Origin of the sequence: Amycolatopsis eburnea, assembly GCF_003937945.1 — a bacterium.
GTDB classification, from domain to species: Bacteria; Actinomycetota; Actinomycetes; order Mycobacteriales; family Pseudonocardiaceae; genus Amycolatopsis; species Amycolatopsis eburnea.
Genome location: NZ_RSEC01000039.1, coordinates 121,688 through 138,176, shown reverse-complemented (window position 1 = coordinate 138,176; position 16,489 = coordinate 121,688). Strand labels below are relative to the sequence as shown.

Genomic DNA, 16,489 nt, shown 5'->3' with positions numbered 1-16,489 from the left:
GTGAGCGACGAGAAGGCCGGAAACCTGCCGCGTGACCTGACGCTGTACCTGCTGGCGCGGTTCGTGCTGGTCGGCGTGATCGCCTGGGGCCTGTCCCTGGCCGGCGTGCCGCTGCTGGTGGCGCTGCTCATCGGCCTGGTCGTCGGGCTCCCGCTGGGCCTGCTGCTGTTCCGCGGCCTCAACGCCCGGGTCACGGCCGGCCTGGCGAAGCGCAACGAGAAGCGCGCCCGGGCCCGTGCCCAGCTGCGTGCGCAGCTCCGCGGCGACTCGGCCGGGCAGCCGGAATGAGCCACAGCCGCAGCTGGGTCCGCGAAGCCGTCCGGATCATCGAAGCCGACGCCAACCGCAGCGCCGACACGCACCTGCACGTCTTCCCGCTGCCCCCGGAGTGGGGCATCGACCTCTACCTCAAGGACGAGTCCGTCCACCCGACCGGCTCGCTGAAGCATCGGCTGGCCCGGTCGCTGTTCCTGTACGGGCTGGTCAACGGCCAGATCGGGCCGGACACCGTGCTGGTCGAGGCCTCCAGCGGCTCGACCGCGGTGTCCGAGGCCTACTTCGCCCGGATGCTCGGGCTGCGCTTCATCACGGTCGTGCCGCGGCGCACGTCCCGGGAGAAGATCGCGCTGATCGAGTTCTACGGCGGCGAGTGCCACTACGTCGACGAAGCCCCGGCCATGTACCCCGAGGCCGAGCGCCTCGCGGCCGAGTGCGGCGGGCACTACCTCGACCAGTTCACCTACGCCGAGCGCGCGACGGACTGGCGCGGCAACAACAACATCGCCGAGTCGGTGTTCGCGCAGATGCGCTCGGAACGCCACCCGGTGCCGGCGTGGATCGTGGTCGGCGCGGGCACCGGCGGCACGAGCGCGACCTTCGGCCGGTACGTCCGCTACAAGCGCCACACCACGAAGATCTGCGTGGTCGACCCGGAGAACTCGTCGTTCTACGGCGCCTGGGAAACCGGCGCGCTCGACTACGCCACCGGCATGCCGTCGCGGATCGAAGGCATCGGGCGCCCGCGCTGCGAGCCGTCGTTCGTGCCCGGCGTCATCGACGAGATGTTCCGGATCCCCGACGCGGGCTCCCTGGCGGCCATCCGCCTGCTGCGCGAGCGCACCGGCCACTGGGCGGGCGGCTCGACCGGCACCAACCTCTACGGCGCCTTCCGGCTCATCTCGCGGATGGTCGAGGACGGCCAGGCGGGCAGCGTCGTGACGCTCCTCTGCGACGGCGGCGAGCGGTACGCGCACACGTACTACAACGACGAGTGGCTGGACCGGCAGGGCCTGGACCTGGCGCCGCACACGGCGTTGTTCGAGGAGTTCCTGACGACCGGGAAGTTCTTCGTCCCGGAGGGTTAGAAGCCCAGCGCCACGGCGGCGAGCACGGCCCAGGCGAGCATCGCCAGGCCGGTGTCCCGCAGCGCGGGGATCAGCGCCCGCCCCCGCTGCCCGCCGCCCACCGCGCGGACCGACTTCAGCAGCAGGGGCGCGGTCACGAGCGTGATCAGCAGCAGCGGGTGGAAGATCCCCAGTACCACGCTCAGCACGTACGGCACCGTGATCAGCACCAGGTACAGCCGCCGGGTGCCGCCGTCGCCGAGGCGGGTGGCCAGGGTGCGCTTGCCGGACTCGATGTCGGTCGGGATGTCGCGCAGGTTGTTGGCCGTCAGGACCGCCGTCGAGAACGACCCGACCGCCACCGCGCACGCCAGCGCGGCCCAGCTGACCCGGCCCGCCTGGACGTACACCGTGCCGAGCACGCCGGCCAGCCCGAAGAACACGAACACGGCGATCTCGCCGAAGCCGTAGTAGCCGTAGGGCTTCTTGCCACCGGTGTAGAACCAGGCGCCGAGGATGCACAGCGCGCCCATCACCAGCAGCCACCAGTGCCCACTGGTGACCACCAGCACGAGCCCCAGCACCCCGGCCAGGCCCAGCGAGACCAGCGCGGCGGTCAGCACGGCCTTCGGCGCGGCCACCCCCGAGCCGACCAGCCGCAGCGGCCCGACGCGGTTCTCGTCCGTGCCGCGGATGCCGTCGGAGTAGTCGTTGGCGTAGTTGACGCCGACGATCAGCGAGAGCGAGACCAGCAGCGCCAGCACCGAACGCCACCACGAAAACGCCTCCAGCGCGATCGCCGCGCCGACCCCCGCCACCACCGGCGCCACCGCGTTGGGCAGCGTCCGCGGGCGGGCCCCCTCGATCCACTCGCTCACTGAAGCCATGGCGCCATTCAACGCCATGTCGATCAGTGACCGGCGAGAACCCGGTCAAGCCCTGCGCAAGGTTCGCGCAAGGTGGCGGGAGCACGGTGGACTCAGCCCGGCGGGACCCGCGCCATCGAGGGGTTGGCGCGGTGCCCGCCGGGCGGACCCGGGGCTCAGTCGGTCGGGGGCAGCTGCCAGGTGAGCTGGCCGCTGTTCGGGTCCACGGCGGGGCCGTCGGCCAGCGCCGCGCCCGCGGGAAGGAGGACCCCCAGGGCGACGGCGGTGCTGATCAGAGCGGTACGAAACCAGCGCGTCATGGTGGGTAGCCAAGCGTGCGCAGGCCGTGAATGTCAACGAAGTGCCGCCATTCAGCCGTGCGAACCCGGCTGGAGCCGGGTCTTCACCGCCGCCCGGTCGATCTTTCCCGGCCCGCGCAGGGGCAGCTCGGCGCCGAATTCGATGCGTTTGGGGGTCGAGGCGGGCCCGAGTTCCGCGCGGACCGCCGCACGCAGGTCACCCGGCTCACCTGCCGGGACGACCAGCGCGACCACGGCCTCGCCCCACTCCGGGTCCGCCACGCCGACCACGCAGGCGTCGCGGACGCCGGGCTGCGCGCACAGCACGCGTTCGATCGCGTTCGCCGAGACCTTCACGCCGCCGGTGTTGATCATGTCGTCGGCGCGGCCGAGAACTTCGATCCGGCCGTCGTCGTGGCGGATCCCGCGGTCGGAGGTGGTGAACCAGCCGTCGGCGAACGCGTCCGCGGTGAGGTCGGGGCGGAGCCGGTAGCCGTGGGCGAGGACGGCACCGGCGATGCGGATCCGCCCGTCGGCGAGGTCGACGTGGACGCCGTCGAGGGGGACGCCGTCGTAGACGCAGCCGCTGGCGGTCTCGCTCATCCCGTAGGCGGGCACGATCCGGACCCCGGCCTCGGCGGCGCGTTCCCGCAGTGCCGGCGTGGTCGCGGCCGCACCCAGGACGATCGCGTCGAAGGTGCGGGCCGCGGCGAGCCCGGCGCCGCCGTCGTCGAGGAGGCGGACCAGCTGGGTGGGGACCAGCGCGGTGTAGCGGGGGCCGCCGGTGAGCTGCGCGGCCGCGGCGGCGAAGTCGTCCGGGCGGAAGCCGGTGCCGGTCAGGAACACCGGGGTGGTGCCCGCCAGCATGGACCTGACCAGGACTTGGAGCCCGCCGATGTAGTGGGCGGGGGTGGCCAGCAGCCACTGGCCGGGGCCGCCGAGCCTTGCGTGGGTGGCCTCGGCGGACGCGGTCAGCGCGCGGGCCGAGAGCAGCACGCCCTTCGGCGCGCCGGTCGAGCCGGAGGTGGCGATGACCACGGCCGTCTCCGGCTCGGCGGGCTCACCCGGGGCCATCGCGTCCCGCAGCGCCCGGTCGGTGTACGGCAGCACGGCCGGGCCGCCGTCGAGGGCGTCCGCGACCGCGCGCCGCAGGGTCTCGAGGGCCTCGGGGGAGCCGTCGAGGGGGATCGGGAGCAGCTCAGTAGTAATAGGGGACGTCCTTGAAGTCGGGGTCGCGCTTCTGCAGGAACGCGTCGCGGCCTTCGACGGCTTCGTCCTGCATGTAGGCCAGACGGGTGGTCTCGCCGGCGAACAGCTGCTGGCCGACCATGCCGTCGTCGGTGAGGTTGAACGCGTACTTGAGCATCCGCTGCGCCGTCGGCGACTTGCCGACGATCGTCCACGCCCAGTCCAGTGCCTCTTTTTCGAGGTCGGCGTGCGGGACGACGGCGTTGACCGCGCCCATGTGGTGCATCTGCTCGGCGGAGTACTCGCGGCCGAGGAAGAAGATCTCGCGGGCGAACTTCTGCCCGACCATCTTGGCCAGGTAGGCCGAGCCGTAGCCGGCGTCGAACGAGCCGACGTCGGCGTCGGTCTGCTTGAACTTGGCGTGCTCGGCGGAGGCGAGGGTGAGATCGCACACCACGTGCAGGGAGTGCCCGCCGCCCGCGGCCCAGCCGGGGACGACCGCGATCACGGGTTTCGGCAGGAACCGGATCAGCCGCTGGACCTCGAGGATGTGCAGCCGGCCTGCCTGCGCGGGGTCCACCGTGTCGGAGGTCTCGCCGCTCGCGTACTGATAGCCGGAGCGTCCGCGAATACGCTGGTCACCACCGGAGCAGAACGCCCACCCGCCGTCCTTGGGCGAGGGGCCGTTGCCGGTGAGCAGGACGCAGCCGACGTCCGAGCTCATCCGGGCGTGGTCGAGCGCCCGGTAGAGCTCGTCGACGGTGTGCGGGCGGAAGGCGTTGCGGACCTCCGGGCGGTCGAACGCGACGCGTACGACGCGTTTGCCGCCGCGGCTCTCAGCGGAGCGGTGGTAGGTGATGTCGGTGAAGGCGAAACCTTCGACCTCGGTCCACGCGGCGGGGTCGAACAGCTCGGAAACTCGGGCGTCATCCACGTTTGGGAGAATAGGACCTGTGGACACATCTACCGCCGACGTACTCCCTCCCGCGGAGGCGGCATTGAACACAGTCGATGGATGCGAGGCCTGCCGGTGAACCCTTCCACCGCGCAGGCCAGGGTGATCGTCGACGAACTCGTCCGCAACACCGTTTCGCACGTCGTCCTCTGCCCGGGCTCCCGCAACGCGCCGCTGTCCATCGCGCTGTACGACGCGGCGGCGGCCGGGAAGCTGCAGCTCCACGTCCGCATCGACGAGCGCGGCGCCGCGTTCCTCGCCCTCGGCATCGCCGCCCGCACCGGCCGCCCGGTGGCCGTGCTCTGCACGTCCGGGACCGCGGCCGCGAACTTCCACCCGGCGGTCCTGGAGGCCGACCGCGCGGGTGTCCCGCTGATCGTGCTGACCGCCGACCGGCCGCCGGAGCTGCGCGCGGCGGGGGCGTCGCAGGTCATCGACCAGCACCAGCTCTACGGCGACGCCGTCCGGTACTTCGACGAGCTGGCCGTGGCCGAACGGCGGGCCGGGCAGAACTCGTACTGGCGCAGCCAGATCTGCCGGGCGTGGAACGCCGCCTACGGCGAGTGGCGCTGCGGGCCGGTGCACCTGAACATCCCGTTCCGCGAGCCGCTGGTGCCCGACGTGGACGACGACGGCGAGTGGTACGAGTCCCTGGACGGCCGTCCCGACGGCTCCCGGTGGACCGAGCTGCCGGACTTCGGCGCGTTGCCGTCGTTCGTGGTGCCGTCGGCGCGGCACGGCCTGGTGATCGCGTGCGACACCGGCGTCCAGGCGGCCAGTGAGTGGGCCGAGCAGCACGGCTGGCCGGTGATTTCGGAGACCGGCGGGATCGGGCTGTCCGGCGGCACGGCGATCTCGTCCGGCGCGTGGCTGCTGGGCGTGGAGGAGTTCATTTCGCGGCACAAGCCGGAGCAGGTGCTCTGCCTCGGCCGCCCGACGGTGTTCCGGCAGATCCAGAAGGTCCTCTCGGACGCGTCGGTGGAGGTGCTGCTGGTCCGGCCGGATTCGGACTGGCCGGCGCCCGCGCACAACGTCCGGCAGGTCGGGCAGTGGTTCGACGAGCCGACCAAGCCCGCCGACCCGGAGTGGCTGGCGAGCTGGCGCCGCGCCGACGAGGCGGCCGCGTCCGCCGTGGCCGCGACGCTGGCCGAGGAGCCGTGGCCGAGCGGGCTGCGCGTGGCGACCGAGCTGGTGGACGCGCTGCCGCCGGACTCGCTGCTGGTCGTGGGCTCGTCCAACCCGACCCGGGACGTGGCGCTGGCGGGCCGGCTGCGCCCGGACGTCCTGGTGCACCGCAACCGCGGCGTCGCGGGCATCGACGGCACGGTGTCCACCGCGATCGGCGCCGCGTACGTCCACCGCGGCCCGTCGTACGCGCTGCTGGGCGACCTGACGTTCCTGCACGACGCGTCCGGCCTGCTGACCGGGCCGGCCGAGCAGCGCCCGGACCTGACGATCGTGGTGCTCAACGACGACGGCGGCGGCATCTTCTCGCTGCTGGAGCAGGGCGCGCCGGAGCACTCGGCGAGCTTCGAGCGCGTCTTCGGCACCCCGCACGGCGCCGACCTGGGCGCCCTGTGCGCCGGCTACCGGGTCCCGCACGTCGTGGCGGAGACGCTCACGGAGTTCCGGGCCGCGCTGGCCCCCGCGCCGGGCCTGCGGGTCGTCGAGGTGCGGGTCGACCGGGCCCGGCACCGCGACCTGCACGCCCGCCTGCGCGCGGCCGTGTCCGCGGCGGTTTCCCCGGCCTGAGTCAACCGGTTTCCGGGCCCGGTCCCAGGAGGTAAGAACCTTCCTTCGCCGGTACCTGGCACCCCGTTGGCTGGCTACGTTCGAGCGCGCTGAACCTCACCCGTTGGAGGGATTCGAATGCGTGCAAGAACTCGCACCGGCCTCGGTGTGCTCGCGGCCGGGGTCGCCTCGGTGCTGCTCGCCGGTACCGCCAGTGCGGCCCCGTCACCCGGTGCCCCCGGCGTCGGTGACGCGTACTACCCGAACGCCGGCAACGGCGGCACGGACGTGCTCCACTACGACATCCGCCTGAGCTACCAGCCCGCGACCGACGTGCTGGCCGGCACCACCACGCTGCTGCTCACCGCGACGCAGGACCTCTCGCGGTTCGACCTCGACTTCGCGCTGAAGGCGTCGAGCGTGCGCGTGAACAACCGCCCGGCGCAGTTCACGAACCAGACCGGCAACGGCGAGCTCGTCGTCACCCCGGCGCAGCCGCTGCTCAAGGGCCAGACCGCCACCGTCGTCGTGGCGTACTCGGACACGCCCTCGACCGAAAAGGTGGACGGCCTCAACGCCTGGAAGAAGGGGGCGTTCGGCGCGCTGGGCATCGACGAGCCGCAGAGTTCGGCGTGGTGGTTCCCGGCCAACGACCACCCGACCGACAAGGCGACCTACGACGTCTCGATCGAAGCCCCGGACGACAACGTTGCCATCTCCAACGGCTCGCTCGTGCGCACCACGAAGAGCCGGGCCGGCTGGACCCGCTGGCAGTGGCGCAGCACCAAGCCGCAGGCGACCTACCTGACGTCGTTCATCGTCGGCAAGTACGAGCTGGTCCAGTCCACGACGCCGGACGGTAAGCCGTTCGTCACCGCGTACGGCGCCGACCTCGGCGACTCGCTGTACGCGGCGAAGGCGAGCGTCGAGCGGACGCCGGAGATCAACGAGTTCCTGGCCACCCAGTTCGGCCCGTACCCGTTCGAGGCCGAGGGCGGCGTCGTCACCAGCGGCATCACGTTCTCCCTGGAGAACCAGACCCGGCCGACCTACGGCGCCCGCAACTTCCGCGCGGGTTCCAACACGACGCTGATCGCGCACGAGAACGCGCACCAGTGGTTCGGCGACAACGTCTCCCTCGGCCGCTGGAGCGACATCTGGCTGAACGAGGGCTTCGCGTCCTACGCCGAGTGGCTGTGGTCGGAGCACGAGGGCGAGGGCACGGTCGCCGAGCTGGCGCAGTACACCTACGACTCCAACGCAGCCGACGCCGACCTGTGGAAGCTCGTCCCGGCCGACCCGGGCGCGGACAACCAGTTCGACAACGCCGTGTACGACCGCGGCGCGCTGACGCTGCAGGCGCTGCGGACCGCGGTCGGCGACGAGGCGTTCTTCGCCATTTTGAAGGCGTGGCAGGTCCAGCGGGGCGGGTCGGACGGGCGGATCCTCGACTTCATCGCGCTGGCGGAGAAGATCTCGGGCAAGCCGCTGCACGACCTGTTCCAGACGTGGCTGTACACGGCTGGGAAGCCTGCGGTGGGCCCGAACGGCGCGGCCGCGGTTTCCCGCTTCGCTGCTCCGGCGAAGCCCCGGTCGTACGACCAGATCCAGGCGAACCACCGGATTCTCGCCGCCGAACACGCGCACTGAGCGGGACCGCTACGCTCGCGGCGTGAGCACGAGAGGTGAGCGGGCGAGGCGCGTCGGGTGGTGGGCCACCCTCGGCGTCGCCTCGCTGCTCACCGTGATGTGCGTCTGCTTGCTGTTCGCGGCGATCCGGAACGACGGTGCGATCTCCGCTCAGCTAGGTACGGCGACGGCGACGGTCGACTCGGTGGCGTTCGATCGGACGATCATCCACTTCGAGACGCCGGATGGGATTGTGCACAGTCCGGCCAATGGGGTGTTGTACCCGGACGGGCTGGCGGCGGGGCAGCTGGTTCGGATCGAGTACGACGCGTCTGATCCGGAGCTGGCTCGGGTGGCTGGGCGGTCGGCTGCGTTGACGTTGCTGCCGTTGGGGAGTTTTGTGTTTTTCACTTGGTTGGTGGCGGGGCCGTTGCTTTGGTGGATTCGGCGGGTGGGGAAGCGGGCCGCTGTTCCCGCTGCCTGAGATCTTCCCGGCTCCTCGGGCTCCGGTGCTGACTGCGGCTGGGACGAGGGGCGGGGGAGGTCTAGGGCGGGTGTCGCTTTCACGTGAAAGCTACGCCTGATCGGTTCGACTTGTGGTGTCTTGAATGAGTCATTCAGGACCTCCGAAGACCTGAATGAGTCATTCAGGACGTCGGCGGAGCCGCTGCCGGGCTGCCGGTGTAATGAACGACCCTTTCATGTCGTCTGATGACATGAAAGGGTCGTTCATTACGTCTCAGCCTGCGTGGGCGGTCTCCTGCCACCAGCCCAGCACCTCGTCCGCTACCCCCGGTGCCGCCACCAGGAGGCCGTCCGTCGGCAACGCCGTGTCCTCGCCGTGCTTGTCCAGCACCACCGCGCCCGCCTCGATCGCCATCGCGACCGAGCCCGCCACGTCCCACTCGTGGTAGCTGTGCAACACCGCCGCTGCCGCGTGGCCCAGGGCCACCTGGGCGATCGACAGCGCTGCCGAGCCCAGGACCCGGACGCCCGCGTGGGCTGCCGCGGCTCGCTCGATGAAGCCGCCCATGCCCGGCCACGGGCCCTTCCTCGCGAACTCCGTACAGACCAGCGCGCCCGCCGTCACGCAGCGGTCCGTGAGGCGGACCGGTTTGCCGTTCGCGCGGGCCCCTCGTCCGCGCGCCGCGGCGTAGATCTGGGCGCGGTACGGGTCCGCGACCACCCCCACCACCGGTCCGGCCTCGTCCACCAGCGCCAGGCTGTACGCGCACCAGGGCACGCCGGCCACGTAGTTCGCCGTCCCGTCGACCGAGTCGACCACCCAGCGGTACTCCGCGACGTCCGCCCCGTGGTCCGCGCCGAACTCGTGGCCGACCACCGGGATGCCCGGGAACTCCGCCGTCAGGACGCGGCGCGTGTGGCGCTCCAGGATGCGGTCGGTGTCGGTGACCCAGTCGAACGGCGAGTCCAGCGTCGACGGGTGGGCGCCGCGGCCGGCGGTCGCGGTGATCACGTCGGTGGCGTCGTTGGCCAGCCGTCCGGCCACTTCGAGCGCCCTCGACAGCAGGCCGGGCTCGACGGGCCGCGGCGGCCGGGAGGACAAGAGGGTCATGCCTGCTTAGTCTGGGCCCCCGTGGTTTCCAGGACACGACCTTGAGATGACATGTCGTAGCCGATCTGTTCCGGCAGCGTTGGCCGCCGTGTCACGCGGTCGCCAGTATCGGGTGCGATCGTCCAAGACGTGCGAGTCGCCATAGTCACCGAAAGTTTCCTGCCCCAGGTGAACGGCGTGACCAACTCCGTCCTGCGGGTCGTCGAGCACCTGCGCGAACGCGCGCACGACGTGCTGATCATCGCGCCCGGGCCCGGCCCGGACTCCTACCGCGGCGCCCCGGTCGTCCGGATCCCCGCGCTGGACTTCCCCGGGGTCAGCTCCCTGCCGATCGGCGTGCCGACGCGCACCGTGCTGAACGCGCTCAGCGCGTTCGGGCCGGACGTCGTGCACCTGGCGTCGCCGTTCGTCGTCGGCGCTAGAGGGCTCGCGGCGGCGCGGCGGCTGCGCGTGCCGTCGATCGCCGTCTACCAGACCGACATCGCCGGGTTCGCCGCCGCGTACGGCTTCGGCATCGCCGCGCGCGCCGCCTGGCGGTGGGTGCGGCGGCTGCACTCGCGGGCCGACCGGACCCTCGCGCCGTCCAGCGACTCGGTCGCGCAGCTGGAGCTGCACGGCGTCCCGCGCGTGCACCGGTGGGCGCGGGGCGTCGACATCGACCGCTTCTCGCCGTCGCACGCCGACCCGGCGCTGCGGACCGAGCTGGCGCCGGACGGCGAGCTGCTCGTCGGGTTCGTCGGCAGGCTGGCACCCGAAAAGGAGGTCGACCGGCTGGCCGCGCTGGCCGGGGTGCCGGGCATCCGCGTGGTCGTCGTCGGCGACGGACCCGAACTCGAAAACCTGAAAGAACAGCTGCCCGGCGCCGCCTTCCTCGGCGCGAAGTACGGCGACGACCTCTCCAAGGCGTACGCGAGCTTCGACGTCTTCGTCCACACGGGACCGCACGAGACGTTCTGCCAGGCGGTGCAGGAGGCGATGGCGTCCGGCCTGCCCGTGCTCGCCCCGGACGCGGGCGGCCCGAAGGACCTCGTCCTGCCCGGCCGCACCGGCTACCTGCTGCCCGCCGACCGCGAGGGTTTCGGCCCGGCGCTGGTCGAGAAGGTCGACGCGCTGCGGGACGCGGCGCTGCGGGCGAGGCTCGGCGAGAAGGCGCGCAAGGTCGTGCTCGGCCGGACCTGGCCCGCCGTCTGCCACGAGCTCGTGGGGCACTACGAAGCCGTGCGGGGCCGGGCCGTCCGCGCGGCCTGACATGCACATCGTCCAGCTCGCGAACTTCTACGGGCCGCGCTCGGGCGGCCTCCGCACGGCGCTGCACCACCTCGGCGCGGGATACGTCGCGAGCGGCCACGAGGTGACGCTCGTCGTGCCCGGCACCCGGTACGCCGACGAGGTCCTGCCGACCGGCGTGCGGCGGTTTTCCCTGCCCGCGCCCAGGATCCCGGGCACCGGCGGGTATCGCGCGGTCGACCCGCACCGCGTCCGGGCGGTGCTGCGAAGACTCGAGCCGGACCGGCTGGAGGTGTCGGACCGGCTGACGCTGCGCGGGATGGGTGGCTGGGCGCGGCGGCACGGCGTCCCCAGCACGGTCATCTCGCACGAGCGCCTCGACCGGCTGCTGGAGCAGTTCCTGCTGCCCGAGCCGGTCGCGCGCCGCGTCGCCGACGTCGCGAACCGGCGGATGGCCGAAAGCTACGACGCGGTGGTCTGCACGACGGCGTTCGCGCGTGCGGAGTTCGACCGGATCCACGCCCCGAACGTCCACCGGGTGCCGCTCGGCGTCGACCTCGCGACGTTCCGGCCCGCCATGCGCGACGACGGCTGGCGCACCGACCTGGCGGACGGCGCGGACGCCCTGCTCGTCCACTGTGGACGGCTGTCGCCGGAGAAGCACGTGGAGCGCAGCGTGGACACCGTCGCTTCGCTGACCGAAGCCGGCGTGAAGGTGCGGCTGGTGGTGGCCGGTGACGGCCCCCGCCGTCGGGCGCTGGAACGCCGGGCGCGCGGTCTGCCGGTGACGTTCCTGGGGTTCCTGTCCGGCCGCGGCGACGTCGCGCGGCTGCTGGCCAGCGCGGACGTCTCCCTGGCGCCCGGCCCGCACGAGACGTTCGGGCTGGCGGCGCTGGAGGCGCTGGCGTCCGGGACGCCGGTGGTGGTGTCGGCGTCGTCGGCGCTGCGGGAGATCGTCGGCCCGGGCTGCGGCGCGGCGGTCGACGACCACGCGCCCGCGTTCGCTTCGGCCGTCACGAACCTCCTCGACAGCCCCGAAGAACTGCGCCGGGCGGCGGCCCGCGCCCGCGCGGAGCAGTTCACCTGGCCCGCCGCGGTGGCCGGCATGCTCGCCGCCTTCCGCTGACCCTCATGGCTTCGCGTAGCCGGGGTGGACGCCGGGGGTGAGGCCCTGGTCGGTGGCGATCTTGGTCAGGAGGGCGTGGAGGGTCGCGCGTTCGCCGTCCGACAGCGCCGCGGTGAGCGCGCGGTCGTGGGCGGCCGCGGCCTGGGCGACGCGGCCCATGAACGCGCGGCCGTCCTCGGTCAGCTCGACCGCGTAGAGGCGCCGGTCGTCGGGGTTGCGGCGGCGCTCGATCAGCCCGCGCTTCTCCAGGCCGTCGACCAGCGCGACCAGCCGCGTCGCCGGTGTGCCGAGCTGGGCCGCGATCGCCTGCTGGCTCTGCCCCGGCCGCGCCGCGACCAGCCGCAGCAGCCCGGCCTGCGGCGGCGTCAGGTCCAGCTCGCCGATGCGTTCGGTGAACCGCTGCGCCGCGTGCGCGCCCACCTGGGCCAGCAGGAACGCGCTGCCGAAACCGTTCATGTCCGGAACCGTAGCGGTTGACAATCGATTACACCAGTGTAATCGTTTATGGCATGAAACGAATCGCGATCACCGCCTACGCCCTGTTCACCGTCGCCGGGGGAGTCCTCGGCGCCACCGGCACCCGCCCGGACTCGTCCGCGGCCGAGGTCACCGCCTACGACGCCGCCCACCAGGGGCTCGTCCAGCTGCTGGCGCTCGTCGTCTTCGGCGCCGGGCTGTCCCTCGCGACGTGGACGGCAGCGGCCGGCCCGCCGCGACTCGGCTACGCGGGCGGCCTGCTCGCATCGGGCTCGCTCCTGCTGAGCGGCCTCGCCACCTGGACGGCCGCGCAGAACCCGGACGTCGCCCGCCCGTTCACCTCGCTGGCCTTCGCCGCGGGCGCGTTCGGGTTCGCGGTGCCGCTCGCGCTTCTGATCGCCGGGGTACCGGCCAACACGCCGAAGTGGCTCGCGGTCACCGGCTACGTCGTCGCCGCGCTGGCCGGGCTCTCGGCGCTGAGCATGCTGACCGACGTGCTGTACCCGTTGATCCCGGTCGCGCGCTTCGGCGGGCTCGTCTGGCTGGTGCTCGCGACCTTCGTCAAGCGCCGCGACTACCCAGACCCCGCCCCGCCGCCACCCTCAACGGACGGGCTTCGCCCGACTGTCTAGATTCGAGTCATGTCACGCGCAAGCCTGGACAAGGACCCGCACGAAGTCGCCGCGATGTTCGACGGCGTCGCGTCCGGGTACGACCGGGCGAACTCGTTCATGACCTTCGGTTTCGACCGGCGCTGGCGCACCACCACCGCCCGCGTGCTCGACGCCCGCCGCGGCGAGAAGGTCCTGGACCTGGCCGCCGGCACCGGGGTCTCCACCGTCGAGTACGCCCGCGGTGGCGCCTGGTGCCTGGCGGCGGACTTCTCGTTCGGTATGCTCCGCGCGGGCAAGCACCGCAACGTGCCGATGGTCGCGGCCGACGCGCTCAACCTGCCGTTCGCCGACGACAGCTTCGACGCCGTGACGATCTCCCTGGCGCTGCGCAACTTCGTCGACACGAAGGCCGCGCTCACGGAGATCGCCCGCGTGGTCAAGCCGGGCGGCCGCCTGGTGATCTGCGAGGTCTCGACGCCGCCGTTCGCGCCGATCCGGTTCATCCACCGGCGGTTCATGCTGAAGCTGCTGACCTGGGTCGGCAAGCGCACGTCGTCCAACCCCGAGGCCTACTCCTACCTGGCCGAATCGATGCTGGCGTGGCCGGACCAGCGCACGCTCGGCGAGATCATCGCGAGCGCGGGCTGGGCCGACGTCGAGTGGTTGAACCTCACATTCGGGGTCGTGGCGATCCACCGCGCCCGCAAGCCTGCCTAAACTCGCGTTCATGAGTCGTCGCACCGCAGACCAGGACGCCGAAGTCATCGTCGTCGGCGCCGGGCCCGCCGGATCCACCGTGGCCACCTACCTGGCGCGCGCGGGCGTCGACGTCCTGCTGCTGGAGAAGACCGAATTCCCGCGCGAGAAGGTCTGCGGCGACGGCCTGACCCCGCGCGGCGTCAAGCAGCTCATCGACCTGGGCATCGACACCAGCGAGGACGCCGGCTGGGTGCACAGCCGCGGCCTGCGGATCCTCACCGGCGACCTCACTCTGGAGCTGGACTGGCCGGACCTCACGAGCTACCCGCCGTACGGCGTTTCCCGCACCCGTCACGACTTCGACGACCTGCTCGCAAAGCTCGCGGTCAAGGCGGGCGCGCGCCTCTACGAGCGCACCACCGTGACCAGCGCGATCACGAACGCGAGCGGGCGTGTGATCGGCGTCGAGGCGAAGGTCGGCCCGGAGAAGACGCCGGTGCACTACCGCGCGCCGCTGGTCCTGGCCTGCGACGGCGTCTCCGCGCGGCTCGCGTTGAGCGTCGGGATCCAGAAGAACGAGAAGCGCCCGATGGGCGTCGCCGTGCGCCAGTACTACAAGAGCCCGCGCCACGACGACCCGTTCATCGAGGGCCACCTCGAGCTGTGGGACCGCTCCGACCCGCGCGACCCGAAGCTGCTGCCGGGCTACGGCTGGGCGTTCCCGCTCGGCGACGGCACGGTGAACGTCGGCCTCGGCATGCTCTCGACGTCGGCCTCGTTCCGGAACACCGACTACCGCGCGCTGCTGCGCCAGTGGCTGGACGGGACGCCGGAGGAGTGGGGCTACCGCGAGGAGAACGCGATCGGCAAGGTCGGCGGCGCCGGCCTCCCGATGGGTTTCAACCGCACCCCGCACTACCGCGATGGGCTCCTGCTCCTCGGCGACGCGGGCGGCATGGTCAGCCCGTTCAACGGCGAAGGCATCTCGGCGGCGATGGAGTCCGCGCAGATCGCGGCGGAGGTCGTCGTGCAAGCGCTTGCGCGGCGCGAAGGCCCCTCCCGTGAGCGTGCTCTGGAGGCCTACCCGCGCGCGGTGCGCGAGCTGATGGGCGGGTACTACCAGCTGGGCAACGTCTTCGCGAAGATCATCGGCAAGCCGAAGATCATGCACGCCTGCACGAAGTACGGGCTGCGCATCAACAAGCTGCTGCCGCTGGTCTACAAGGGCCTGTCCGGCTGCTACGACGCCAAAGGCGGCGACGGCGTCGACCGCCTGATCGCGGCCCTCGCGAAGGCCGCTCCCAGCCCCCGCTGACTACCGTTTCCGAAGCGTCGCTTTCACGTGAAAGCGACGCTTGTGCGCGCGCGGACACACGAGTGGCCTAGCAAGTTGGCCGTGCGGTCAGTGGGATAGCTCACACGCCGACGTCCGGATTGTCCGGCCGTGAAGCGATCTTGGAGCGCCTAAGCGCAGGTCGCGCGGGCGACGTCATCGCGTCGTGACAACGATGGCGGCGGAACTTAGGGCACCCTTATAACACGGGGGCCTAGGGACAAGAGTGTGAGTCGCGTCCTAGACTCCCCCCATGCTTTGTGAATCCCTTCACATCCACGACGAGTGGCTTGTGAACTATTTCACAAGCACATCCCGGTCCAGCCACGGGCCGTAAGGAGACCCTGACCCTCGGCGGTGTGACCCAGGTCCCTTAGGGTGCCGACGAGGCCAAGCGGTTCCCCACCACAAGCACAACCGCAGCGGCGCGGAAAGGATGGCGAAGACCCCGTGCTGACGTTGCTGACCCGGACCGAAACGGTGCAGCTGGCGCAAGAGGCCCCGAGCCTGAAGCCCTACCTGCCCATCGTGATCTTGTTCGTCCTGGCCCTGGCGTTCGCCGTGCTGTCGGTCCTGCTGGGCCCGCTCGTCGGCCCCAGCCGCTACAACAAGGCCAAGCTCTCCGCCTACGAGTGCGGCATCGAGCCGTCGCCGCAGCCGCTCGTCGGCGCCGGGCGGATGCCGGTGGCCTACTACATCACCGCGATGCTGTTCATCCTGTTCGACATCGAGATGGTCTTCCTCTACCCGTTCGCCGTGCAGGCGGACGCGCTGGGCACGTTCGGCCTGGTGGAGATCCTGCTGTTCATCGCGACGGTCGGCTTCGCGTACGCCTACGTGTGGCGGCGCGGCGGCCTGGATTGGAACTAGACCCATGGGCCTCGAAGAGAAACTCCCCAACGGCATCCTGCTGGCCAGCCTCGAAGGCCTCGTCAACTGGGCGCGCAAGAACTCGCTGTGGCCCGCGACCTTCGGCCTCGCGTGCTGCGCGATCGAGATGATGACGGTCGGCGGTTCCCGCTACGACATCGCCCGCTTCGGCATGGAGCGCTTCAGCGCGACGCCGCGGCAGGCCGACCTGATGATCGTCGCCGGGCGCGTCACGCAGAAGATGGCCCCGGTCCTGCGCCAGATCTACGACCAGATGGCCGAGCCGCGCTGGGTGCTCGCCATGGGCGTCTGCGCCTCCTCCGGCGGCATGTTCAACAACTACGCCGTGGTCCAGGGCGTCGACCACATCGTGCCGGTCGACATGTACCTGCCCGGCTGCCCGCCGCGGCCGGAGATGCTGCTGGACGCGATCCTCAAGCTGCACGCCAAGATCCAGGACGAGCCGATCAACGCCCGCCGCGCCGCCATCCGCGCCGCCAGCGGGGCGCGCACCGAGCTCGTCGCGTCGTCGATCAAGTACGCGAAGAAGTAAGCG

The 16,489-nt window shown here is 71.6% G+C and carries 18 protein-coding genes; 12 read left to right on the top strand and 6 right to left on the bottom strand.

Going from position 1 to position 16,489, the window contains the following annotated elements:
• Positions 1-288 carry a DUF4229 domain-containing protein gene (locus EIY87_RS19585; RefSeq protein ID WP_125310214.1) on the top strand — a complete coding sequence of 96 codons (288 nt, stop codon included), beginning with the start codon at positions 1-3 and terminating at the stop codon, positions 286-288.
• Positions 285-1,364, top strand: coding sequence for an L-cysteine desulfhydrase Cds1 (locus EIY87_RS19580; protein WP_125310211.1), 1,080 nt, complete (start codon positions 285-287; stop codon positions 1,362-1,364). The genes EIY87_RS19585 and EIY87_RS19580 overlap by 4 nt, the downstream gene beginning before the upstream one ends.
• Here EIY87_RS19580 and EIY87_RS19575 read toward each other — a convergent pair.
• The 4 genes from EIY87_RS19575 to EIY87_RS19565 form a co-directional block, all read right to left on the bottom strand.
• Positions 1,361-2,230, bottom strand: a complete 870-nt coding sequence (locus EIY87_RS19575) for a 1,4-dihydroxy-2-naphthoate polyprenyltransferase (protein ID WP_191984180.1) — start codon at positions 2,228-2,230, stop codon at positions 1,361-1,363. The two genes, EIY87_RS19580 and EIY87_RS19575, sit on opposite strands and share 4 nt — an antisense overlap.
• A gap of 155 nt (positions 2,231-2,385) precedes the next feature.
• Complete coding sequence (locus tag EIY87_RS48075; RefSeq protein WP_166640064.1) at positions 2,386-2,529, bottom strand: hypothetical protein; 144 nt, start codon at positions 2,527-2,529, stop codon at positions 2,386-2,388.
• 51 nt (positions 2,530-2,580) lie between these two features.
• A complete protein-coding gene (menE, locus tag EIY87_RS19570; protein ID WP_191984190.1) occupies positions 2,581-3,705 on the bottom strand; it encodes an o-succinylbenzoate--CoA ligase in 1,125 nt (374 codons plus the stop codon).
• Between the two features lies 1 nt (position 3,706).
• A complete protein-coding gene (locus EIY87_RS19565) occupies positions 3,707-4,630 on the bottom strand; it encodes a 1,4-dihydroxy-2-naphthoyl-CoA synthase (protein WP_125310207.1) in 924 nt (307 codons plus the stop codon).
• Positions 4,631-4,726: 96 nt separating this feature from the next.
• Here EIY87_RS19565 and menD point away from each other — a divergent pair, with 96 nt between their 5' ends.
• From menD to EIY87_RS19550, 3 genes are all read left to right on the top strand, one after another.
• Positions 4,727-6,403, top strand: a complete 1,677-nt coding sequence (menD, locus tag EIY87_RS19560; protein WP_191984179.1) for a 2-succinyl-5-enolpyruvyl-6-hydroxy-3-cyclohexene-1-carboxylic-acid synthase — start codon at positions 4,727-4,729, stop codon at positions 6,401-6,403.
• A gap of 117 nt (positions 6,404-6,520) precedes the next feature.
• The gene (locus tag EIY87_RS19555; protein ID WP_125310205.1) at positions 6,521-8,032 is read left to right on the top strand and encodes a M1 family metallopeptidase; all 1,512 of its coding nucleotides are present in this window, start codon (positions 6,521-6,523) and stop codon (positions 8,030-8,032) included.
• Between the two features lie 22 nt (positions 8,033-8,054).
• Positions 8,055-8,495 carry a DUF3592 domain-containing protein gene (locus EIY87_RS19550; RefSeq protein WP_125310203.1) on the top strand — a complete coding sequence of 147 codons (441 nt, stop codon included), beginning with the start codon at positions 8,055-8,057 and terminating at the stop codon, positions 8,493-8,495.
• 255 nt (positions 8,496-8,750) lie between these two features.
• Here the strand turns inward: EIY87_RS19550 and EIY87_RS19545 are convergent, their stop codons facing one another.
• Positions 8,751-9,587 (bottom strand): inositol monophosphatase family protein, encoded by an 837-nt coding sequence (locus tag EIY87_RS19545; protein ID WP_125310201.1) that lies wholly within the window; start codon positions 9,585-9,587, stop codon positions 8,751-8,753.
• 177 nt (positions 9,588-9,764) lie between these two features.
• Between EIY87_RS19545 and EIY87_RS19540 the strand changes: the two genes are divergently transcribed.
• Both EIY87_RS19540 and EIY87_RS19535 read left to right on the top strand, forming a co-directional pair.
• Positions 9,765-10,835: a glycosyltransferase family 4 protein gene (locus EIY87_RS19540; protein WP_318531895.1), complete on the top strand. Its 1,071-nt coding sequence runs from the start codon at positions 9,765-9,767 to the stop codon at positions 10,833-10,835.
• 1 nt (position 10,836) lies between these two features.
• Entirely contained in the window at positions 10,837-11,940 is a 1,104-nt protein-coding gene (locus tag EIY87_RS19535; RefSeq protein WP_125310198.1) for a glycosyltransferase, read from the top strand.
• A gap of 3 nt (positions 11,941-11,943) precedes the next feature.
• On the opposite strand, the gene EIY87_RS19530 is transcribed toward EIY87_RS19535, so the two are convergent.
• A complete protein-coding gene (locus tag EIY87_RS19530) occupies positions 11,944-12,396 on the bottom strand; it encodes a MarR family winged helix-turn-helix transcriptional regulator (protein ID WP_125310196.1) in 453 nt (150 codons plus the stop codon).
• A gap of 53 nt (positions 12,397-12,449) precedes the next feature.
• On the opposite strand from EIY87_RS19530, the gene EIY87_RS19525 reads away from it, so the two are divergent.
• The 5 genes from EIY87_RS19525 to EIY87_RS19505 all read left to right on the top strand — a co-directional run bounded on the left by EIY87_RS19525 (position 12,450) and on the right by EIY87_RS19505 (position 16,486).
• Positions 12,450-13,049, top strand: a complete 600-nt coding sequence (locus EIY87_RS19525) for a DUF4386 domain-containing protein (protein WP_125310194.1) — start codon at positions 12,450-12,452, stop codon at positions 13,047-13,049.
• Between the two features lie 9 nt (positions 13,050-13,058).
• Positions 13,059-13,748: a demethylmenaquinone methyltransferase gene (locus EIY87_RS19520; RefSeq protein ID WP_125310192.1), complete on the top strand. Its 690-nt coding sequence runs from the start codon at positions 13,059-13,061 to the stop codon at positions 13,746-13,748.
• A 10-nt stretch (positions 13,749-13,758) separates the two neighbouring features.
• Positions 13,759-15,045: a geranylgeranyl reductase family protein gene (locus EIY87_RS19515; RefSeq protein WP_191984177.1), complete on the top strand. Its 1,287-nt coding sequence runs from the start codon at positions 13,759-13,761 to the stop codon at positions 15,043-15,045.
• 468 nt (positions 15,046-15,513) lie between these two features.
• Positions 15,514-15,933: an NADH-quinone oxidoreductase subunit A gene (locus EIY87_RS19510; RefSeq protein ID WP_125310189.1), complete on the top strand. Its 420-nt coding sequence runs from the start codon at positions 15,514-15,516 to the stop codon at positions 15,931-15,933.
• Positions 15,934-15,937: 4 nt separating this feature from the next.
• A complete protein-coding gene (locus EIY87_RS19505) occupies positions 15,938-16,486 on the top strand; it encodes a NuoB/complex I 20 kDa subunit family protein (protein WP_086678877.1) in 549 nt (182 codons plus the stop codon).
• Positions 16,487-16,489 lie beyond the last annotated feature (3 nt).